Here is a 15,738-nt window from a genome sequence, read left to right as displayed (position 1 = left end):
GCTACTCCCTGAACTTAAGTAAGGGATGTCGGTTTCCTCCGTTATTGGGATAGACAGTGATAGCTGTCGATAAGGGGACTTTTTCTGTAAAGAGAAGGTCAATTAGAGTGGTACCGCGAGCATAAACTCGTCTCTATTTTTAAATAGAGACGGGTTTTTTTATTTTGATTTAAACGATTTTTGGCCTAAATGTAGCTTTTTGAAAAAGACAATAACAAAAGGAGTGTTTGAAAATGGGAAGAAAAATTTGGGTGTTTGATACAACTTTACGTGATGGCGAGCAAGTGCCAGGTGCAAAATTGAATTTATATGAGAAAGTAGAGATTGCACAGCAGCTCAAAAAATTAGGCGTCGATATTATCGAGGCTGGTTTCCCTGCTTCATCACAAGGTGATTTTGATGCAGTAAAAGCTGTTGCACAAAAGGTAGGAAATACAAATGACATTATGATAACGGCCTTAGCACGTGCTGTACAGGCAGATATTGATGCTGTTTATAATGCTGTCAAATATGCTGAAAACCCTATGATTCATATGGTGCTTGGAACTTCAGATATTCACGTAGAGAAAAAGTTTAGTAAATCCAAGGATCAAATACTACAAATTGGTGTAGATGCTGTCAAATATGCAAAAACTCTTTTACCACAAATTCAATATTCAACAGAAGACGCTTCTCGCTCAGATTTCGAGTATCTTTGGAAAACAATCGAGGCTGTAATGAAGGCCGGTGCAACGATGATTAATGTACCAGATACAGTTGGCTTTGCAGAGCCCGAAGAATTTGGTGCAATGATTTATAAGTTAAATGATCGTATGAAAAACTTAGACGATAGCGTTTTACTAAGTGTACATTGTCATAATGACCTTGGGATGGCAACAGCTAATACACTTGCTGCCATTAAAAATGGTGCAGATAAAGTAGAATGTACAATTAACGGTATCGGTGAACGTGCTGGTAATGCTGCATTAGAAGAAGTTGTTATGGCACTAAAAACACGCAGCGCTGTTTACAATGCTGAAACACGTATTAACACAAAAGAAATTATGAATACATCTCGTCTTGTTTCAAGCTTTATGGGCTTAGACGTCCAAGTGAACAAAGCGATTACTGGGGACAATGCTTTTGCTCATTCATCTGGTATTCACCAAGACGGTTTGCTAAAATCCCGTGATGCTTACGAAATTGTCCATCCAGAAGATGTAGGTCTTGATGATATGGAATTAGTCCTTACAGCTCGCTCAGGGCGTCATGCAGTGAAAAATGCCCTTGAAAAGCTTGGTTTCTCAAATCTTTCCACGGATGAATTTGAAGGAATCTTCGAAGGCTTCTTGAAGCTTGCTGATGCGAAGAAAGAAGTCTATGATCACGATTTATATGTAATTGTTGAAAGCTACTATGAAAAACATGATGCAAACAATGTGAATGCCACTCATTATAGCGAGCAATTCTTTGATTTTGACGATTTACAAGTCGTCAGCAATGCAAACTTCCCTTCAGCAAGTGTGAAGATTCGTAAAGGCAGCGAAGTATTTAAAGCGAGCGCAGTAGGCTCAGGTCCAATTGATGCCTTATATTCAGCCATTGCAGAAATTACTAATATTGACGTAAAGCTTGTAGAATATAATATCAACAGTGTATCTCGTGGGAAAGAGGCGCTTGGTAAAGTAAAAATCACAATCGAGCATGAGGGTGAAAAATATATTGCCAAAGCCGCAGATACAGATATATTAAAAGCAAGTGCACTAGCATACATTAATGCTATTAACAGTGTTGTTGTAGCTAAATTAACACCCGTGATGAACTAATTGTCAAAAGCAGTATGACAAACTTTCTGTCGTACTGCTTTTGTATTTTTTATTGACTGTCCTTCACAAGCTTTTGAAATTCTTCTTCTATCAGCTCAACATCAAGACGTTCAAACAGTGGTGTCACCTCGCTAATGAATGCTGGAAGCTCTACCTGCTCGTACCACATTAGCTCACGTATACCTAACATTTTTCTTATCTTTTCGGCCGAAAATGGTAAAAAGGGATGTAATAGCTGACCGAGATTCGCAATAATATAGACACATGTTGCAAGTGTTTGATTTCCTGCTTCTACATTGTCCTTCACCTGAAGCCAAGGTTGCTGTTCGTCAAAATAGCGATTGGCTGCACGAATATATTCGAAAATAGCCTCTAATGCTAGTTTGAAATGCCCCGCCTCAATAAGGTTGCTCACCTCATTAAACAATTGAATTGTTTGCTTTCGAACGTTGCCATCTACCTCAGCTTGTGGCACCTGCCCTTCAAAGGATTTTTCAATAAACTTCAACGTACGATTAACAAAATTGCCATATGCACCAAGCAGCTCTCCATTATGGCTATAAATAAATTCCCGCCAAGAGAAATCCGTATCACGGTTTTCTGGAGCATTCATTGTTAAAAAGTAACGAATCGAATCCGCATCATATCGACTTAAAATATAAGGCACCCATACCGCCCAATTTTGACTGGTTGATAATTTTCGTTTTTCTAGCGTCAAATATTCATTCGACACAATATGTGTTGGTAATGCCTTTGCCCCTATTCCCATTAGAATGGCTGGCCAAATAACAGTATGGAATGGGATATTATCCTTACCATGTACATAATATGAGATTGTTTCTTCATTCCATAAATCCTCAATAGCTATTTGATGCTGCTTTGCCCATTCAATGCTTGCAGTTAAATAACCTGCAACCGCTTCAATCCATACATATATTTTTTTACCTTCAAAGCCCGGAACTGGAACATCAATGCCATTTGGTAAATCTCTCGTCACTGCACGGTCCGGAACGCCTTCAGCCAAGTAGCGCTCTGTTAGCCCAAGGGCATTATCACGCCAGCGTTTTTCAGCCTTCGCCTCTGCTAAATATGTGTCCAATCTTCCTTGAAATTGACTAAAGGCAAAATAAAAATGCTCTGTTTCTCTAATAATTGGCTCATTGCCACAAATTTTACAACGTTTATCGATTAAATCGAGAGGATCTAAAATTGTGGAACAGTTATCGCACTGATCGCCACGTGCCTTTGCACCACAGTTTGGACAAACTCCCTCTACAAACCGATCTGGCAAGAATTGTTTGTCTGTTTCACAATAAGCCTGCTCAATTTTCTTTTTATATAAAAAATTATTTGCAAGTAGCTGTAAAAAAATGGCTTGTACAGAGTTATGATGATGCTTAGCATCTGTACGGGTATACAAATCATAGGTAAATCCTAAATCATTAAAGCATCGTGTAAATTCCTCATGATAATGATTAGCGATAGCCTCAGTAGTTGTGTTCTCCTGTGCAGCGCGAATAGAAATTGGTGTGCCATTACAATCACTCCCTGACACATATAAAACCCTTTCGCCCTTTTGTCGGTAATATCTAGCCAAAATATCACCTGGTAATAGTGCGGCAACATGCCCTAAATGCAAAGAACCATTTGCATATGGCCAAGCGCCTCCAATAACAATTGTCATTCTAAATTGCTCCCCTCACATAAATAAAAATGGATAAAAAAAACGCCCTAATCAAAACTGATTAGGACGAGTATACCCGTGTTACCACCTATATTTACAAATAGCTCACACTATTTGCCTCTATCAGTACGTCTCATCTATGAGAGATACTGCTGCTGTTATAACGAGTGCCTATCTCGTCGTAATCTACTTGCCAAATGCTTTCGGTACGAAGCTCAAAGGTCATTTTCAAAAGGGTTCATTTACCTCATTTCCACCAACAGAGGCTCTCTATATAATGCTGATCCAATTTACTTTTCCTTCTCAATGCTTTTCTATTAGGTTGGCACCATTTTACGCTTTCTTCTTTAGAAATGCAATAAATGTCGAGAAATGACTGAAAATTTTCGATAAATCGTTTATTTTTCTCGATAAAATGAAAATATTGGGCGATAAAAATTTATTACTTAAGCTAATTGAACTTGTAATAAATCTTTTAGGTCATCAATGACAATATCCGCCCTTTGTAGCTCTTTCTCCTGGGCGAAATCAAAACGTACCCCAATTGAGAGCAGCTGATTATCATGGGCAGCCTGAATATCAGAAGAACGATCTCCGACAACCGCTCCTTGCTGAATACTATTTTCTACAATTACTTTTCTTACCAAATCTGATTTATGACCACTTGCAATAGACTGGATACTGTATGTACCTTTGATAAAACGCTCCAATTGATAGGTTTCCACTATTGCTTGTAAGTACTCCTTCTGTCCATTGCTGGCTATGTATATCTTATAGTGCTCTGCCAAAGCAGTAAGTGTTTGCTCTGCATTTGGATATAATGCACCCTTATTATTCCGTATTTGCTCAATCAACTTAACATGGAATAATGCATTGCTCTCTTCACGTATTGCCAAAGAGTGCATTGGACATAACGTTTCCCATACAACAGGTAATGGCACTCCCATAATTTCTCGATATTTTTCAATTGGCGTATCTCCCTGCCACACGCCCTTATCTCGTAACACATCAAACGTCGCAGCAAGTGCAGGCTCTAAAATTAAATTGGTTTGAAATAAAGTTCCGTCCATATCAAAAATAATAGCTTTTGTCATAAAGCCACCCCCTATAATATTATGAACGATTTCTCCACTTATTTTGTTTCGCTTTAATATTATATAATCCCCCTCTAGTTCTCTAAAAACTAAAGGAGGATCATTTTTTTAAGGTTCTAGGGGTACGATCATTTCTAATTCCTTTATTTGTCGCCAATAACCTTGCTCATCGTTCTTACCTGGTTTAAGTGTAAATGATTTTGGCATTTTTTCCATAGGAGGCAGTACAAGAATAATATGATGTCCATAATCCTTGGTCGCCCCCATTTGCATATTCGCCCTATCGTATAACTTCCCTTCACTATCTGTTACCTCAAACTCAAAAAATGGCCATTGATCATTTCTATCTAATTCACCTGGATAATCTACTAGGATATCTATACGTGTCGATAGTGGTGTAAATGATATCTGTGCAACGTTTAACTTATATAGTCCATCATAAGTATTAGATTTTATATTTGGAGAGAAAGTGATAACTTCTTCCTTTAATTTTTCAAGTGTAAAATCCACATGCCAATTACCTTTGTAGCCAAATAAATCGCTACCATCTAATGCAACTTCAATTTTATTCCCATATATATCTGCATTGGATAAAGTCAATTCATGATGCTCAATAATTGTGTTTTTATCAATATCATCTTGACCTGTAGAGCCTATTGCAACATCTATTGGCTCCCCATTGACAGTTAGCGTATTGGTACCTACAACCTCCTCTTGTAAAGAAACACCATTCTGCCCTGTATATGTGACCGTAACTAATAATCTATTCCCATCATATACCGCTTCTTTAACTGTCATTGTAAGGCCCCCATGCGTATCCTCTTTACCTATTGTTGTCATCAAGTGTTCTTGTTCAATCTTTTTAGCTGCAATATCCCTAAATTCAGCATAAATGGCTCCAATATAAGGTACATTAGCTAATGCAGTCGCTATTGTGGGAGAGAAAAATCCCGAACCTAGTAGTGCTATACATAATCCACAGGCAATAAGGAGAGGTTTTAGAATTCTAATATTCAGCTTCTTCCTTTTTGCCGCTCTTATTGCCGCCTGCTCTCTCATCATCAATTGTTGAAGTGGAATATTGATACGACTATTATCCTTACTCATACAAGTAGCCCTCCCTTAAAATTGGTTTTAACTCTTTTTTAGCTCTGTTAATATAGGACTTCACTGTTCCTTCAGGACACCCCAGCATTTTTGCAATCTCTTTGACAGTAAAATCATGATAGAAGCGTAACCACATAATTGTTTTATATTTGGCATCTAATGTATTAATTGCCTCTTTTACATCTAATGAATATGCAATGTTCTTCATATTTTGATTACCAGCTATCTCTGCAAAAAACTCCTCATCTCCTGAAGTGAATTTCCTTGCATCTTTTCTAATAAAATCAATAGATTTATAAACCGCAATCTTAATAATCCATCCTGGAAAACTGTTTGGATTCTTTAATGTTTTCAATGTTGTATAGGCTTTATAAATAGACTCTTGATAAATATCAAGCGCATCCTGCTCATTTCGAACATACGAGTAGGCAGTACGATATAATTTTTCACGCATGAAAGCAATCAACTGCTCAAATGCTTCATCATTCCCCCTTTTTGCGCTCTTAACCAATTTTTCTATATCCACCTAATCTCCTCCTTTTGGCTACACTTTAAAGTCGTTTGAGAAAAGGGAAACGTTGCAAAAAAAATAGATGCCCTCTTCTTACAGAGAGACATCTATTTAATCAAAAAATTCCATATGCAGCTTTTCCATCTTATAGTAATTCAATCGATCCTGTAAAGTTCCTGTATGAAATTCAAATTTATGACCATCTGGATCTGTGAAATAAATCGACTTTTTATCTCTGTCATCTCGTTCTCTGCCCTGTAAAATATTCACCTGATAGCTTACTAGCTTTTCATACATTTTTTCAAAATCAGCCTCTTCAATAGAAAAGGCTATATGTGTATAGGATTGATGGATTTCCTGTCGTGGTATATCTTTTTCTACATTCAGAGCAAGCCAAAGCCCATTCAAATCAAAATAAGCAGTGCTGTTTCCTTTAACTAATAACTTAGCATCGAAAATAGTTTCATAGAACGCGATTGACTGCTCTAAATTCGACACCGAAAATAATAAATGATTAATGCCTTGTATAGTCATAACTAAGCCCTCACTCCATGGTTGACAAAAGTTTAGCACAATGACAAATATGTGCGATACTCTCCTCATCAGTTGTATGTAGTTTTCTTTCAAAGCCTTTTAACGAACCCTCTACTTTATATGTATCAGCATGCACATCTACACTAACAGTCATATATGTCTTACCTTTAGCGTGTATAACTCCTAGCACCTTGCCTGCTTCAGCATCTATTACTGGAAAAGCATACTTTGCACCCTTTGAAACAAAAAGCGTTTTGCCAGCAGTTACTTTTTTTGCTCGTCCTAATAATACTGTACCAATAATGGTAATGATGACTGCTCCTCGAAACCATTTTTTCTGACTCAACCTTATTCCCTCCTAAAAAACGGAACACAGATACATCAAAAACTATCTGTGTCCCTCTAAAATTATTTCTTTTTTCCCTTTTTTAAACCCTTCGCAATTTGCTTCCATTTTCGTTGCTCATCAAGCCTAGCCTGTGTATTTGTCTTGCGCTCCATAAAGGCAAGCTCCTTCTGCAACTTAAAGTAGCTTTGAAGTCGAGATTGCTCAAGCTCCCCATCTGCTATCGCCTGCTGTACAGCACAATTTGGCTCCTTTTGATGTGTGCAATCTCGATAATGACAAGCTGCTGAAAGCTGTTCTATGTCCTGAAAACTAGAAGCGAGACTATCTCCTTGATCCCATAATTGTAGTTCACGCATTCCCGGCGTATCAATTAAACACCCACCACCAGGTAGTACCACTAACTCACGATGTGTTGTCGTATGACGCCCTTTAGCATCATCCTCACGAATGCCAGATACTTTCATAAGCTCTTCGCCACTCAGCATATTTGTCAGTGTAGATTTTCCTGCACCTGAAGAACCAAGCAAAGCTCCTGTCACACCATCTGTAAATAATGCACGAATATCCATTAACCCCTCACCTGAATAGGCACTTGTTACAAAAATATCTACACCGAACGCTACAGACTCAACATCTCTTACCTTGTCTGAAACATCAGCACATAAATCAGCTTTTGTTAGTACAATAATCGGTTTTGCTCCTGAATCCCAAGCAGCTACTAAATAGCGTTCTAAACGTCGAATATTAAAATCTGCATTTAAGCTCATAACAAGCAGCACAATATCTACGTTTGATGCTACAAGCTGTTCCTGTATTTCCTGCCCCGCCACCTTACGTGAAAAGACAGATTTCCGTTTAAATAATTGATGAATAATAGCCTTTTCTTCACCAGGCATTTTTTCTACTAGAACCCAATCGCCCACTGCTGGAAAATCCTCGCGTGCTAATGAAGTATACGCAAAATGTCCTGCAACTGTTGCTAGCCACTCGCCTTCCTCTGCTAATACACGATATGAATGCTTATGCTCTAATGTAACCCTTGCTGGTGTACAATTCTCTAGCTTAGCCTGCTTCTTATATTCAATCATTTGCTCTTCAAAATATGTGTTAAAACCTAATGCTGTTAAATTCAATTTAGTTTCCTCCTAAAAGTGCATATCAATTTCACCTTGGCCTAATTACGTCCAGATTTTGAAAATCGGTGACATCCACCAAGTGAAGATAAAAAAACCTTGTATCTGCGCAATTCGGCAGTTACAAGGTTTCACAGACACATTTAAGAGATACACAAATAACCCTTATAATAAAAAGGTCACATTGTATAATTTAGGCGTGTGAAATTGAACAAACCGAATTGCAGTTCGCTAAAAACAGATCTATTCATCATGTCACATCACCTACTTCCAATTTAATTGTTTTTAATATAGCGGAATCTTCCGAAAATGTCAAATGCAATCTAATAAGCATGTATCCCCTTCCTCCTTGCATACAATGAACAAAACCACTATTAACAAAGGAGTTGTTGAATTGTCAAAAGTCATTTCTATCAGTACATACCAACCACCGTACACATTACAACAGACAAACGCGGAGGAATTAACGAAGGAGCTTTTTTATGCGAAAATCCCAAAATTAGAAAGATATTTAAAAGTATTTGAGAATGGTGGTATTGCAACACGTCATTTTTGTGTACCGCCAGAATGGCATAGGACTGATCATACCTTTGAAGAACGCAACGATTTATATATTGAGCTGGCAACACAATATAGTGTATCTGTTATTCAAGCATGCTTACAGAATGAAAAATTTTTAAAAACGCCCATTTCGCCAGAGGACATTGATGCTATCATTTTCGTCAGTAGTACAGGCATTTCAACACCAAGTATTGATGCTCGAGTGATGAATCAGCTACCTTTTTCAGACAGACTTAAGCGTATACCACTTTGGGGACTTGGCTGTGCTGGTGGTGCCGCTGGTGTTAGTAGAGCCTATGATTTTTGTCTTGCCCATCCAAAAGCAAAAGTTCTTGTCGTTTGTGTGGAGCTTTGCAGTTTAACCTTCCAGCCAAATGATTTTTCAAAAAGTAATTTAGTCGGTGCCTCACTTTTTGCAGATGGCGCAGCATGTATCCTTGTCTGCGGAGATGATGCGAAAATTGAAACAAGAATGCCGACACCTGCTATCATAGCAACCGGCTCCAAATGGATGCCAGATTCAGAGAATGTTATGGGCTGGGATATTAAAAATAACGGCCTGCATGTTGTTTTCCAAAAAAGTATCCCCGCTATTATCACTAATTGGCTTGGTCCATTCATTGAGCAATTTTTAATGGATCAGGAACTTTATAGTGAACAGCTTAATCACTTCATTGCACATCCTGGCGGTAAAAAAGTTTTAAAGGCTTATGAAGATACACTTTATTTAGCACCTCAAAAAACCGACATTTCTCGGGAAATATTAAAAAAACATGGAAATATGTCATCTCCTACGGTGCTATATGTATTGGAGCAATTTATGTTAAATGAAGGACAAGTGGAGGATACTGGTTTGCTCGTCGCTCTCGGCCCTGGCTTCTGTGCTGAAGCTGTATTACTAAAATGGAGGGAGTAGCATGATTTTTTATATTATCCTGATTATCGTTATTCTACAAAGATTGACAGAGATTTTTATTGCTAAGCGCAATGAAAAATGGATGTTGTCACAAGGTGCATATGAAGTCGGTGCCTCTCATTATCCCTATATGGTTACAATGCACATCAGTTTTTTCCTATTTTTAATAGTAGAAGTCGTCACCAATAATAGTGGTATATCGCCCTTATTTCCGTTATTTTTCTTATTATTTATTGCTGTGCAGACATTACGTATTTGGTGTATTCATTCACTGGGTGCTTTTTGGAACACAAAAATTCTAATCCTTCCTGATGCTCAAGTTGTACGCAAAGGACCTTATACATTTATGCGTCATCCAAACTACGCGGTTGTTTGTTTAGAGATTCTGCTGCTACCTATTATGTTTAAAGCCTATTTTACAGCGTTTTGTTTTACACTTTTAAATATCACTATGCTATCAGTACGCATTCCCATTGAGGAAAAAGCATTAAGAGATGCAACAAATTATAATCATGTATTTGAAAAGAAGATTTCGGAGCCCTAGCCGAAATCTTCTTTTTTTTGTTTATTGCCATTCCCAATTAAAGGGGTCCTGTAAATTTTCCCATGGTTTATTAAGCTCGTCCTCCGTTAATAAACAAGCATCTAACTCTGAAATAATCGTCTCTTTATCTAAATCAATCCCAATAATCACAAGCTGTGTCATGCGATCTCCAAACTCATCATCCCAATCCTTTAGAACCTCAGGACTTTGAGAGAATACATCCTGTTGCTGCTCCTTTGATAAAGCGGCTACCCAATAGGAAACCGGCTCTATCTTTGCTGATGACCCAGCCTGTGACAGCAATAATGCTACATCCTGATGTCTAGCACTCCAAATAATTCCCTTTGCTCGTACAATCGATTGTGGCATATGATCACACCACTCGACAAAACGCATTGGATGGAAAGGCCTTCTACGATTATAGGTGAAAGAAGAGATGCCGTATTCCTCTGTCTCAGGTGTATGATTTTCATGACCAAGCTCCAATTCCTTTAACCACCCAGCAGACTCTGAAACCCTCTCAAAATCAAAGCGTCCTGTATTGAGAATTTCTGCTGGCTCTATTACACCATTCACTGTACGAATTAGCTTAGCTTCAGGTTGTAAAACACGTAAAATGTGCTCTAATCTTTCAAGCTCAGCCTCTGATACTAAATCACATTTATTTAGAATAAGGACATCACAAAACTCAATTTGATCAATGAGCAAATCCGCTACATCTCGGTCATCTAATTCTCCAACTGCCTCCTTTCGCTCTAAAAGACTTTCACCTGACTGAAAATCATGCCAGAAACGATTTGCATCAACAACAGTCACCATCGTATCAAGCTGGCAAAATTTTGTTAAATCAATGCCTAGTTCCTCGTCCAAATAGCTGAATGTTTGAGCAACTGGTATTGGTTCACTAATTCCTGTAGATTCAATTAAAATATAATCAATATTGCCGAGCTTCGCGAGACGCTCAACCTCCTGCAATAGATCTTCACGCAATGTACAGCAAATACACCCATTGGATAACTCAACAAATTTTTCCTCTGTACGTGAAATACCACTTCCATTTGCAATTAATTCAGCATCAATATTGATTTCACTCATATCATTTACGATAACAGCTACACGCATATTTTTTTCATTTTGCAGGACATGATTCATCATTGTCGTTTTACCAGAACCTAAATATCCACTTAAAACAGTGACAGGGATTTTTTTTGTCATTTATACAACTCCTCAAATCGTAATCATTACTATTTGTATTTTGTAATTAAACCATAGTGAAACAGAAATTGCAATTCTTAAAATTTCATGGAGATCCACTATTGACATACATACTAAAAAATAATATTGTATAAAGCGTAATAATTACGATTTAAAAGGAGGCAATTTTATGCGTGTACAAATAACATTAGCCTGTACCGAAACAGGTGATAAAAATTATATCACTACAAAAAACAAACGAAATAATCCTGAAAGGTTGGAGCTAAAAAAATATTCACCTCGTTTGAAAAGAGTTACATTACACAGAGAAACGAAATAATATAAAAGACTGTTTCAAAAGTAATTACTTCCTTCTTTTGAAACAGTCAAGCAAGCCTATTATGGATTAAATCTCCTCCCTATTGCTTAATTTCATTCAATTTTATTTCTGTAGCGAGCTCATTCAATTTCTGCTCTAGGTCATCAAGAATGCGTAATTTATGCTCCACCTGATCTTCAAAATCAATAGATTGAGCCAATATTTTATTTACCTGAGCATCTAAATGTATAAGAGCATCGTTCTTCATCATCGTTCTTTCTTCTAGTAGATTAGTAGTCGAATTATGTCTATTTATATGGTCTAATTTTTCCTCAATCTCTTTCATTAAATACTGATTAAGATTATCAGCATGAGCTTGCTCTAAACGTGAATTTTCAATTGCTTCAATGGCTTTTTGTATTTGTTGACTGATACCTTTTGCAAAATCACTCAACTTATTTTCTAGCCCATTCGCCGAATTTACAGACAATAATTCATCTTGTTTGTCTTTTAATGATTCCTTTAGTACCTTATTTTCCGCACGTAGTTCCTCTTTTTCCTTTAATAATGCTTCAATTGAAGATATTTGTTTTTTCTTATGCTTTTCTATTGTTTGAACATGATCATAGTAGTTCTTTTTTGCTTTCTCAAAGTCTCTCTTCAGCTTTAATAGCTCCATCGACAGTTCCTTTTTTTGATTTGTTAATAGGACATTTTCTCGTTCAAATCTTAGTACTAATGAATAATAATCACTATCTCTCAGTCTTTTAACCTCATTTTTATATTTTGCTAAATCAGCCCTTAAAAAAACAATCATTTTCTGGAGCTGAATGGGATCATTGTTTTCCACAATATCATTCTCCACATTTGGTTCTCCTTTCATGAAAATTTTCCAAGCAAACTCATTACCTCCTCAAATTGCTTCTTACTTTCTTCTAAAATTTCATCAAGCAGCTTAACCAAATGTATGCCAAATTCATCACTTTTTAATTCTTCCTTTTTTGGTTTTTCCCCAGATAATAAATAGGCAATAAGTAGATTTAACGTTCCTTTTTCAAGGAAAGCAAAGCTATTATTTTTGTCACTATTATAACTAGATAGATTTGCTAGTTGTTCCTTTATAAATTGTTGTGTGACATGCTCTATTTTTTCGAATTCACTCATTATTCTCCTCCTGTGTTCGGCTTATTCCATTAAGATTAATAGGGTTTAACACAACCGCACCATCTTGTAACTGATCACAATAGGTAAAACCCATAATACTTCCTGAATAAGATAGGTTATGTGACCATTTAATTTGAAAATTGGTAAAGGATAATGTTTCATTTGGCTCTAATGTTGTTTTCCCTATTGGTCTAAGCCAAAATTCTTCTTTGCTGGCTTGATCATTGATTCGCTCCCAGCTACTATTTCCTTTTAAATTTGGAGCAAAATGTTCATATACGTACCTACCGGAGAAGGAAAATGGAGAGTCTTCGGGTAGCTTTATGCACAAATATGGATTTGTAATAGGCTGATTGCCTATATTACGAATATGATAGGAGCCCAAACATAAACTTTCCTGTTCAGTATCATAAGAAATATTGAATGAAGAAGTAAAATAGCTTATGACATTGACAGGTTCTAGAATTGTAAGCTTCTCAACCATTTTTTTAATCTCATGAACATAATGAGTCGTCTGTTCTTTGAGCTCATTTATTTTTTCTTCCACCTGATTGACACCTGTCATAATTTTTGTCCTCCCGTTTTAAATATGTAATAAGCAAATTCTGTTGCCTCTAAATCAATTACACCTCGGCAAAATGTGATATCCACTAAACAAAAAAAAAGAGAGGATTACCCTCTCTTCAAGATATGTGTTTTTCTTTTTTATTAGTACTATTATCCACCTGTTGGGAAAATAATAGGGCATTGCTGTGGACGAACTACACCCGGACATGTGAACGGTAATTCTGCTCTTGGCTCGCAGAAAGTCGCTAAGAATTCCACAGTAACTGGGAATGTAGATTGAATACTTTGGCATACAGATACAGTAATAGTTAATGCAGAAAACGTAATTGCACCTGCACCAGCTGTTAATGTTCCAGTTGTACATACGAAACAATCTAAATCTGTGAATAAAATTTCTACATCTGTACCTTTTGGTGCACATAATGTAACTTGTTCACAACGAGAAAGCGGAATATTATTGCTTGTAAACATAGTGCCGTTCGGTAAACAAACAACTAACGTAAGAACAAAATTCTTTTGAATATTTAAATGTTGAAGACATACAGTTGAACCATCAATGGAGAATTGGCGATTCTCACGGTTCAGGATAACTATAGGGTTAGTTGCTGATGGAACTACCTTACATGTAACTACAGCACCTGTTAAATTAGTCGTTGGCGTTACTCCTGGAAAAGTAATTGGTCCAGTAGGGGAAAAATCAAATGACATTTCCTTTACAATCCAGTCAAATACCTTATCGACGTTTATACAAATTAGTTCCTGCGCCTGGGATGGCATAATATCTTGCATCCTATTGACACCTCCATAAAATTTTTATCTTTCGTTTGTAGCATATGTTTTTCAGCTATAAGTGTATGGGCTAAATTAATAGTTCAACTCCATATTTAATAAAAATTTACGTATTCAGATACATCATTTTATTCAAAGCCCATTTATTCAGGGATATTTTAAAATGTTTGGGAGGACCGGTATATTTGTAACAGAAAGTAAATATTTTTAATAAAATATTAATGGACTGAAAGGGGTGAACTACATGGAAAACTCAAAATTGTACTCCACTCAAGACATTGCAAAACTGAAGGAAAAGATTGAAACCTATAGAGAAACGTTAACTTCATTAAAAATGGGAACTTCTATAGAAGATTATCTCTTTATGAAAAAGGAATTTGATGGGTTAAAAACACAAATTGCACATTTAGAGGGACTAACAGAGACATTAGATGATAGGCAAAATTCACAAATCAAAGGCTATGAAGAACAAATAAAACAACTCTCCACTCAAATTGAGCTTCTAAATCGAACTATTGAAGAAATGAATCAAGAAATATTAATCGTTTTAAAAAAGCTACTTACAATGGAAGTTAATGAAGCTCCAGCACCTACAACTACACCCAGTATTGAAAAACATTCTCCTTTAATATCTAATGTTGTACAAAGACAGCCTAGAATTGCAATGGCTCAAGATCAATCGACATCTACCTCGAAACAACCATCTTATAGGTTACTACAAAATCTGGCAGGAAAAGCGACCAATAAGCAATTAGATTTGAATCATAACATCCTATCTTCTGGAGCTGAACATCAAAGAAATATACCTGAAGAACGCCATTTTAATCAACATTATTTTCAATCCGTGAACACGCATCCGGGCCAAATATATAATGGTCTTTATCGAAATACCAACACAGAATCAACCTTCCATTTTAAAAATGCTTCTGATACAAAGCAAATTCCGGTAAGTATTTATGACTCTACTACCATCAATTCTTCTATTATAGATGAAACAAAACCTGAAATAATAAATCAGCCTGTCGTCTTGGAAACACCTGAAGTGATGACTGCATCTGAAACTCTTAAAGCATCTCAAGAAGTAAATGAGTCAGTTACTCTTGAACGACCTAACGTAATAAATGAGGAACCTGTTATTCTTTATCCATCTCAAACAAGGAATGAACCTGTTGTTGTCAATTCTCCTGAAACTATGAAAGAGAAGCCTTTAGTTCTCTATTCATCTGAAGCTGAGAATAAGGAGCCTATCGTTTGCGATTCTTCTGAGACAGTGAATAAGGAAACGGTTGTTCTCGATTCTTCTGAAACAGTGAATAAGGAAACGGTTGTTCTCGATTCTTCTGAAACAGTGAATAAGGAAACGGTTGTTCTCGATTCTTCTGAAACAGTGAATAAGGAAACGGTTGTTCTCGATTCTTCTGAAACAGTGAATAAGGAAACGGTTGTTCTCGATTCTTCTGAAACAGT

The 15,738-nt window shown here is 36.6% G+C and carries 17 protein-coding genes and 2 other annotated features (1 of these 19 cut by a window edge); of the genes, 5 read left to right on the top strand and 12 right to left on the bottom strand.

Annotation, left to right across the window (positions count from 1 at the left end; translation table 11 throughout):
* Positions 1–138, top strand: a binding site (T-box leader) (it extends 99 nt beyond the left edge of the window).
* 95 nt (positions 139–233) lie between these two features.
* Positions 234–1,805 (top strand): 2-isopropylmalate synthase, encoded by a 1,572-nt coding sequence (locus AC3WOM_RS04010; RefSeq protein WP_492445115.1) that lies wholly within the window; start codon positions 234–236, stop codon positions 1,803–1,805.
* 49 nt (positions 1,806–1,854) lie between these two features.
* Here AC3WOM_RS04010 and metG read toward each other — a convergent pair whose 3' ends face one another.
* The 7 genes from metG to rsgA all read right to left on the bottom strand — a co-directional run bounded on the left by metG (position 1,855) and on the right by rsgA (position 8,217).
* On the bottom strand, positions 1,855–3,489 hold the full coding sequence (metG, locus tag AC3WOM_RS04005) for a methionine--tRNA ligase (RefSeq protein ID WP_492445113.1): 1,635 nt from the start codon (positions 3,487–3,489) through the stop codon (positions 1,855–1,857).
* 59 nt (positions 3,490–3,548) lie between these two features.
* Positions 3,549–3,805 (bottom strand) — a binding site (T-box leader).
* Between the two features lie 130 nt (positions 3,806–3,935).
* Positions 3,936–4,583, bottom strand: coding sequence for an NIF family HAD-type phosphatase (locus tag AC3WOM_RS04000; RefSeq protein ID WP_427537566.1), 648 nt, complete (start codon positions 4,581–4,583; stop codon positions 3,936–3,938).
* Positions 4,584–4,691: 108 nt separating this feature from the next.
* Positions 4,692–5,690, bottom strand: coding sequence for a DUF4179 domain-containing protein (locus AC3WOM_RS03995; protein WP_492445110.1), 999 nt, complete (start codon positions 5,688–5,690; stop codon positions 4,692–4,694).
* Positions 5,683–6,216, bottom strand: coding sequence for a sigma-70 family RNA polymerase sigma factor (locus tag AC3WOM_RS03990; RefSeq protein WP_492445109.1), 534 nt, complete (start codon positions 6,214–6,216; stop codon positions 5,683–5,685). The genes AC3WOM_RS03995 and AC3WOM_RS03990 overlap by 8 nt, the downstream gene beginning before the upstream one ends.
* Before the next feature lie 96 nt (positions 6,217–6,312).
* The gene (gene fosM, locus AC3WOM_RS03985) at positions 6,313–6,735 is read right to left on the bottom strand and encodes a FosM family fosfomycin resistance protein (protein ID WP_427537557.1); all 423 of its coding nucleotides are present in this window, start codon (positions 6,733–6,735) and stop codon (positions 6,313–6,315) included.
* 10 nt (positions 6,736–6,745) lie between these two features.
* Positions 6,746–7,081 (bottom strand): hypothetical protein, encoded by a 336-nt coding sequence (locus AC3WOM_RS03980; RefSeq protein WP_427537554.1) that lies wholly within the window; start codon positions 7,079–7,081, stop codon positions 6,746–6,748.
* A gap of 62 nt (positions 7,082–7,143) precedes the next feature.
* A complete protein-coding gene (rsgA, locus tag AC3WOM_RS03975) occupies positions 7,144–8,217 on the bottom strand; it encodes a ribosome small subunit-dependent GTPase A (protein ID WP_427537551.1) in 1,074 nt (357 codons plus the stop codon).
* Between the two features lie 394 nt (positions 8,218–8,611).
* Here rsgA and AC3WOM_RS03970 point away from each other — a divergent pair, with 394 nt between their 5' ends.
* Positions 8,612–9,694: a type III polyketide synthase gene (locus AC3WOM_RS03970; protein ID WP_427537548.1), complete on the top strand. Its 1,083-nt coding sequence runs from the start codon at positions 8,612–8,614 to the stop codon at positions 9,692–9,694.
* Position 9,695: 1 nt separating this feature from the next.
* A complete protein-coding gene (locus AC3WOM_RS03965; protein WP_427537545.1) occupies positions 9,696–10,238 on the top strand; it encodes an isoprenylcysteine carboxyl methyltransferase family protein in 543 nt (180 codons plus the stop codon).
* Between the two features lie 21 nt (positions 10,239–10,259).
* On the opposite strand, the gene AC3WOM_RS03960 is transcribed toward AC3WOM_RS03965, so the two are convergent.
* Positions 10,260–11,453 (bottom strand): GTP-binding protein, encoded by a 1,194-nt coding sequence (locus AC3WOM_RS03960; protein WP_427537542.1) that lies wholly within the window; start codon positions 11,451–11,453, stop codon positions 10,260–10,262.
* 169 nt (positions 11,454–11,622) lie between these two features.
* Between AC3WOM_RS03960 and rpmG the strand changes: the two genes are divergently transcribed.
* Positions 11,623–11,772: a 50S ribosomal protein L33 gene (gene rpmG / locus AC3WOM_RS03955; protein ID WP_025113659.1), complete on the top strand. Its 150-nt coding sequence runs from the start codon at positions 11,623–11,625 to the stop codon at positions 11,770–11,772.
* 79 nt (positions 11,773–11,851) lie between these two features.
* Here rpmG and AC3WOM_RS03950 read toward each other — a convergent pair whose 3' ends face one another.
* The 4 genes from AC3WOM_RS03950 to AC3WOM_RS03935 form a co-directional block, all read right to left on the bottom strand.
* Positions 11,852–12,616, bottom strand: a complete 765-nt coding sequence (locus tag AC3WOM_RS03950) for a hypothetical protein (protein ID WP_492445106.1) — start codon at positions 12,614–12,616, stop codon at positions 11,852–11,854.
* A 14-nt stretch (positions 12,617–12,630) separates the two neighbouring features.
* Complete coding sequence (locus AC3WOM_RS03945) at positions 12,631–12,915, bottom strand: hypothetical protein (RefSeq protein ID WP_427537536.1); 285 nt, start codon at positions 12,913–12,915, stop codon at positions 12,631–12,633.
* Positions 12,908–13,480, bottom strand: coding sequence for a hypothetical protein (locus AC3WOM_RS03940; protein WP_427537533.1), 573 nt, complete (start codon positions 13,478–13,480; stop codon positions 12,908–12,910). Before AC3WOM_RS03940 ends, AC3WOM_RS03945 begins: the two co-directional genes overlap by 8 nt.
* Positions 13,481–13,632: 152 nt before the next feature.
* Positions 13,633–14,271 (bottom strand): BMQ_0737 family morphogenetic spore coat protein, encoded by a 639-nt coding sequence (locus tag AC3WOM_RS03935; protein ID WP_427537531.1) that lies wholly within the window; start codon positions 14,269–14,271, stop codon positions 13,633–13,635.
* Between the two features lie 244 nt (positions 14,272–14,515).
* On the opposite strand from AC3WOM_RS03935, the gene AC3WOM_RS03930 reads away from it, so the two are divergent.
* Positions 14,516–15,738: hypothetical protein (locus tag AC3WOM_RS03930; RefSeq protein WP_492445105.1), on the top strand; the 1,223-nt coding region annotated here is incomplete at its 3' end.

It is taken from the genome of Lysinibacillus sp. FW301-JW8 (assembly GCF_058788755.1).
Note: the sequence above shows the minus strand (reverse complement) of the source record. Positions and strands in the feature narration are given on the sequence as shown.

What these genes read in the sequence shown, in the direction of transcription:
- AC3WOM_RS03995 (WP_492445110.1), bottom strand. Translation starts at nt 5,690, where the DNA reads ATGAGTAAGGATAATAGTCGTATCAATATTCCACTTCAACAATTGATG.
- metG (WP_492445113.1), bottom strand. Translation starts at nt 3,489, where the DNA reads ATGACAATTGTTATTGGAGGCGCTTGGCCATATGCAAATGGTTCTTTG.
- AC3WOM_RS03940 (WP_427537533.1), bottom strand. Translation starts at nt 13,480, where the DNA reads ATGACAGGTGTCAATCAGGTGGAAGAAAAAATAAATGAGCTCAAAGAA.
- AC3WOM_RS03945 (WP_427537536.1), bottom strand. Translation starts at nt 12,915, where the DNA reads ATGAGTGAATTCGAAAAAATAGAGCATGTCACACAACAATTTATAAAG.
- fosM (WP_427537557.1), bottom strand. Translation starts at nt 6,735, where the DNA reads ATGACTATACAAGGCATTAATCATTTATTATTTTCGGTGTCGAATTTA.
- AC3WOM_RS04010 (WP_492445115.1), top strand. Translation starts at nt 234, where the DNA reads ATGGGAAGAAAAATTTGGGTGTTTGATACAACTTTACGTGATGGCGAG.
- rpmG (WP_025113659.1), top strand. Translation starts at nt 11,623, where the DNA reads ATGCGTGTACAAATAACATTAGCCTGTACCGAAACAGGTGATAAAAAT.
- AC3WOM_RS03935 (WP_427537531.1), bottom strand. Translation starts at nt 14,271, where the DNA reads ATGCAAGATATTATGCCATCCCAGGCGCAGGAACTAATTTGTATAAAC.
- AC3WOM_RS04000 (WP_427537566.1), bottom strand. Translation starts at nt 4,583, where the DNA reads ATGACAAAAGCTATTATTTTTGATATGGACGGAACTTTATTTCAAACC.
- AC3WOM_RS03965 (WP_427537545.1), top strand. Translation starts at nt 9,696, where the DNA reads ATGATTTTTTATATTATCCTGATTATCGTTATTCTACAAAGATTGACA.
- AC3WOM_RS03960 (WP_427537542.1), bottom strand. Translation starts at nt 11,453, where the DNA reads ATGACAAAAAAAATCCCTGTCACTGTTTTAAGTGGATATTTAGGTTCT.